Genomic DNA, 4547 nt, shown 5'->3' with positions numbered 1-4547 from the left:
GCGATCGATCTCGTCCTGCACGAGGCCTATGAGATCGCGTTCCGGAGCAAGCTCGTCGCACGGCTCGCCGCGCATGGCACGCTGGCGGCGGTCAGCCGGCTGCCGGCGCGGCCGCCGGTGCAGGCCGCGTTCTGCATCGACGTGCGCTCGGAGATCTTCCGGCGGGCGCTGGAGACGGCCTATCCCGAGGCCGAGACGATCGGCTTCGCCGGATTCTTCGGCTTCCCGATCGAATATGTCCCGATCGGCCACACCAAAGGCGGCGCGCAATGCCCGGTGCTGCTCAAGCCCGCCTTCATCGTGTGCGAGGCCGTCAAGGACGCCGACGATGTCGAGCAGGCCGAGGTGCTGGGCCTGCGGCTGTTGCGGCGGCGCGCGGCCAAGGCCTGGAAGTCGTTCAAGGTCTCGGCCGTGTCGTCGTTCTCCTTCGTCGAGACCGCCGGCCTCGGCTTCGCCGCCAAGATCGCGACCGACAGCCTGGGCGTGACGCGGCCCGTGCCTTCGCCGGTGGTCGATGGCCTCGATCCCGAGATCGCGGCACGCGTGCAGCCGAGGCTAACGCCGGGCGAGCTCGGCGGACGGATGACCGGGTTCAACGACGCGCAGCGCGTCGCGATGGCCGAGGCCGTGCTGAAGGCGATGTCGATGACCGGGCCATTCGCCCGGCTGGTGCTGCTCGCCGGCCATGGCAGCACCACGGTCAACAACCCGCACGCGTCGGGGCTGGATTGCGGCGCCTGCGGCGGCCACACCGGCGAGGCCAATGCGCGGGTCGCGGCGGCCGTGCTGAATGATTGGCGCGTGCGGGAGGGGCTGCGCGCCAAGGGCATCGACATCCCCGCCGATTGCTGGTTCATCGGCGCGCTGCACGACACCACGACCGACGCGGTGACGCTGTTCGACGAGGACGACGTTCCGGCCGCGCTCGCGCAGGATCTGTCTCAGCTGAAGGCACGGCTCGCGGACGCCGCGCGGCTGGCGCGGCTCGAGCGCAGCGCGCTGCTCGGTATTCCCGACGCATCCAATGTCGATGAGGCCGTCATCGCGCGCAGCCGCGACTGGTCGCAGGTACGCCCCGAATGGGGACTCGCCGGCAACGCCGCCTTCGTCGCCGCGCCGCGCAGCTTCACCCGCGGGCTCGACCTCGGCGGCCGCGCCTTCCTGCACTCCTACGAGGCCGCGCGCGACGACGGCTACCGCACGCTCGAGCTGATCATGACGGCGCCGATGGTGGTCGCGAGCTGGATCAATCTGCAATACTACGGCTCGACCGTGAATAACTCGGCCTTCGGCAGCGGCAACAAGGTGCTGCACAACATCGTCGGCCAGCTCGGCGTGCTCGAGGGCAATGCCGGCGATCTCCGGGTCGGGCTGCCCTGGCAGTCCGTGCATGACGGCAGCCGCTTCGTCCACGAGCCGGTGCGCCTGAACGTCTTCATCGCCGCGCCGGAGGCCGCGATGGACGAGGTCATGCAGCGTCACCAGGGCGTGCGCGATCTTGTGGCCAATGGCTGGGTGATGCTGCACTCCCTGAGCGAGCAGGGAACGATCCGGCGCTGCATCGGCCCCGGCGAATGGAGAGCCGCATGATCGCGGCGGCGCGCCTCGCTTCCGGCAAGGCGCGCCGTATCGTCAGTTCACAGCGTCTTCAGATACGCGATCAGGTCCGAGCGCTCCTCCTCGGAGAAGGCACCGCCGATGATGCCGTCCGGATAGTCCTTGTTGGGCCTGGCCGGCCCCTCGAAGGAATGGCCGAGCGTGCTGTTCCCCTTGATCGGCTTGCCGCTGGTGTCCTTGGCCATGAACAGCGTCTGGCCGACCTTGCACGAGGCTTCGCCGCCCTTCGGGACATCGAAGCCGACATGGATGGGATCATAGTCGCGGGCGCCCTGGCAGAACGAGGTCGGCCGCTCGGCCGCCGGCGTCAGCAGCCAGTACAGCGAGGGGACCGAGCCGTTGTGCAAATAGGGCGCGGTGGCCCAGACGCCGTTCAGCGGGCGGGCGCGATAGGTGTTGCCGGCTCGATTCGGGCAGTTCGGCCGGTCGCCCCACAGCGCCGCCTGCTCGGCCGGCGAGAGGTTGTGGTCCTCCATCCATTTGTCGCTTGCCTTCTGCACCACCGCCATCAGCGCGAGCGCGTAGGGCATGTCGGTGGTCGAGCCCGGCGGCAGCTTGCAGCCCTTCAGGTCCTTGGCCGGATCGACCTCGAGGAAGCCGGGCACCTTGACCTTGCGATTGGCCAGGATGCTGGCCTGTCCCGGATCGGTCTGCATCACCTTCACCGGCTTCTGGACCAGATCGAGGATCGGACCCTTGGCGCTCCAGCCCTTCGATTCCCAGTCATCCGCCGGCTTGATCTTCCAGAAGCTCTTGTCCGGATAGGTCTTGTCGAACACGGGGTCGGCGACCGGCCCGAGATGGCACTCCACGCAGATGGCGGCGTAAAGCTTGCGGCCGCGCTCGACGCGGGCCGAGTCGACCTTCCAGGCGTCGTCGCCGGCGAACAGCTTCTCCGGCCATTTCGGCGAGGAGAGGCCGCCGAAAGCTGGCGTCGTCGTCGCGAACGGATCCGGGCCGCGCAGCATGTCCTCGATATGCGCCAGGTTCTCGATCGCCATCGACGAGCGCCACAGCCGGTCGCTCGCCGTTTCCGGCGAGAAATTGATCTGCGCCGAAACGCCGAGCGCCTCGCCAGCATTGCGGATCAAAGGCTGAGAGATCGAGCCGTCATACTGCGCCCAGGAGAACCACGGCACCGTCCAGATCGGCGGGTAGGACACCGGCGCGTCGATGGCCTCCTGGTTGCCGGTCATGTTCGGCAGGCCGCTCACCGCCATGTCGAGATAGAACACCTGGTTGCCGATGCGGTTGAGCGCATCGAGCCGGCCGAAGCCTTCGTCGGTCTCGGTCTGTCCCTTGGCCTCGATCGCGGCCTCGTAGTTCTTGGCCTGCATGTTGAGTGCGAAGTCGGTCGCGGCTTTCAGGTCCTTCTTCAGCTTCTCGCGATCGGCCTCGGTAGCATTCGCACCGAGCACGCGATCGGCGAAGCGCGAGAAGCGGGTCGGCACGTGCTGCGTCAGGAGCATCGCAAAGCCCATCAGCTTTTCGAGCTTGCGCAAATCCACCATTCCGGGGCCGCCGTCGAAGCGCACGCTGACACCCTTGTAGTGGATGCTGCCGGTATGACAGGCGGCACAGGTCAGGCCGATCTTGTCGGGCTGTGCCGCGCCGGTGACCGGATCCGTCGCGCCGGAGAGCCGGGCGAAGCCGACCGGCAGGCCGCCTTCATTGCTGGCGGGCGTCGGCTTCAGGCCGGCGGGCAGCTCCGGCGCGATGTCTGCCTTCGCAGTCGCGTTGGCCGCGTAGCCGAAGGGGCGGAGTGCGCTCGGATCGCCTTCGACGCTCTTCGGGCTCGGGATGAAGCCGAAGCGTTCGAGATAGGCGCTGTCGGAGATCAGCCCCGGCGAGCCGAATGGCGACAGATAAGGCTGCTCCATGGCCATGAACCAGGCATAGGGGATCGGGAAGGTCGCCGTGCCCTGCGTGACGTGATGGAACCAGTGCCGGTCCTTGGTGGTCCAGCCCTGGTCGAGCCAATAGGCGGATTTGGTCGGCTCGACCTCGGGCAGCGCCGGCGGGATCAGCGCCGCGACCTTCTTCGGCAGGATCGCGCTGAGCTTGTCGCTGACCGCGTCCGGCGCGGCGATCCAGGCCGCCAGCAGCGCGACGGCGCCGACCACGACGGTGCCGACAACAGCCTTGCCAATGCGCCAGATGATGCCGGCCGGCTTCGGCTTGGCCATCAGCCGCGTCACGATGCGTTGCGGGAAGCGACGTTCGACAAACAACGTGCGGACATCCGCAACCGAAAGGTAGCGGCTGTCGCCTTCGCCCTTGCCGAGGATGTTCAGCAGCACCGGCCACTCGCCCTGCATCAGCACCGGGAAGTACCAGCGCGCCTGGTTGCCGTCGCGCTGCAGATTGGCCTTCATGAAGGTCTGGATCTGGGCCGCGTTCAGGCCCGGCTCGGTGCCGCCATTGGGATCAGGATAATCGCTGCCGAAGCTCGCGAACCGATCGATCTCCTCGGAGTGGACCTTGGCCTCGGCGTCGAGGATGCGCGAGCCGCCGCCATGCTTGTCGAGCGGTCCGTTGCGCAAATGGTCGAGGTCGGCGCCCGACACCAGGCTCTTCAACAGCCGCACCGGGGAGAAGCCGTTGGCGATCAGCGCCACGCCGAAGGTCTCGATGCCGACGATGCTCTTCTTGAGGCCGGTCTCACCGCTGGCCGCCTCGACCTTGCCGGCGATCGTCTTCAGCGGGACGCTGTGACCATCGACGAAGCCGCCCGCGACGAGCGCGCGCAGGAAGGGGCAGGGATTGTTGGGCGAAACGGGGGTCTGTCCGGGCAGGGCGTCACGGACGCGGGCGCTGTCTTCTTGCATCGAACGACATCCTTGCAAAGTACCTGGGATGAAAAACGAAGATCACGCAAGCAAACAATGGCGGCGCCGAATTGCGCCGAAGAGCGTGCGAAGCGCACGCCG

The 4547-nt window shown here is 67.6% G+C and carries 2 protein-coding genes; one reads left to right on the top strand and one right to left on the bottom strand.

Translation table 11 applies throughout. The features are described from left to right. A partial coding sequence (locus BRAS3809_RS23320) for a DUF2309 domain-containing protein (protein WP_035657861.1) occupies nt 1-1590 on the top strand: 1590 nt, incomplete at its 5' end. Between the two features lie 47 nt (nt 1591-1637). On the opposite strand, the gene BRAS3809_RS23315 is transcribed toward BRAS3809_RS23320, so the two are convergent. Beyond that, nucleotides 1638-4445, bottom strand: coding sequence for a di-heme-cytochrome C peroxidase (locus tag BRAS3809_RS23315; RefSeq protein ID WP_008964499.1), 2808 nt, complete (start codon nt 4443-4445; stop codon nt 1638-1640). Nucleotides 4446-4547 lie beyond the last annotated feature (102 nt).

Source organism: Bradyrhizobium sp. STM 3809 (genome assembly GCF_000239795.1).
Taxonomy (GTDB): domain Bacteria; phylum Pseudomonadota; class Alphaproteobacteria; order Rhizobiales; family Xanthobacteraceae; genus Bradyrhizobium.
This window is presented reverse-complemented; position numbering and strand designations above follow the sequence as displayed.

What these genes read in the sequence shown, in the direction of transcription:
- BRAS3809_RS23315 (WP_008964499.1), bottom strand. Translation starts at nt 4,445, where the DNA reads ATGCAAGAAGACAGCGCCCGCGTCCGTGACGCCCTGCCCGGACAGACC.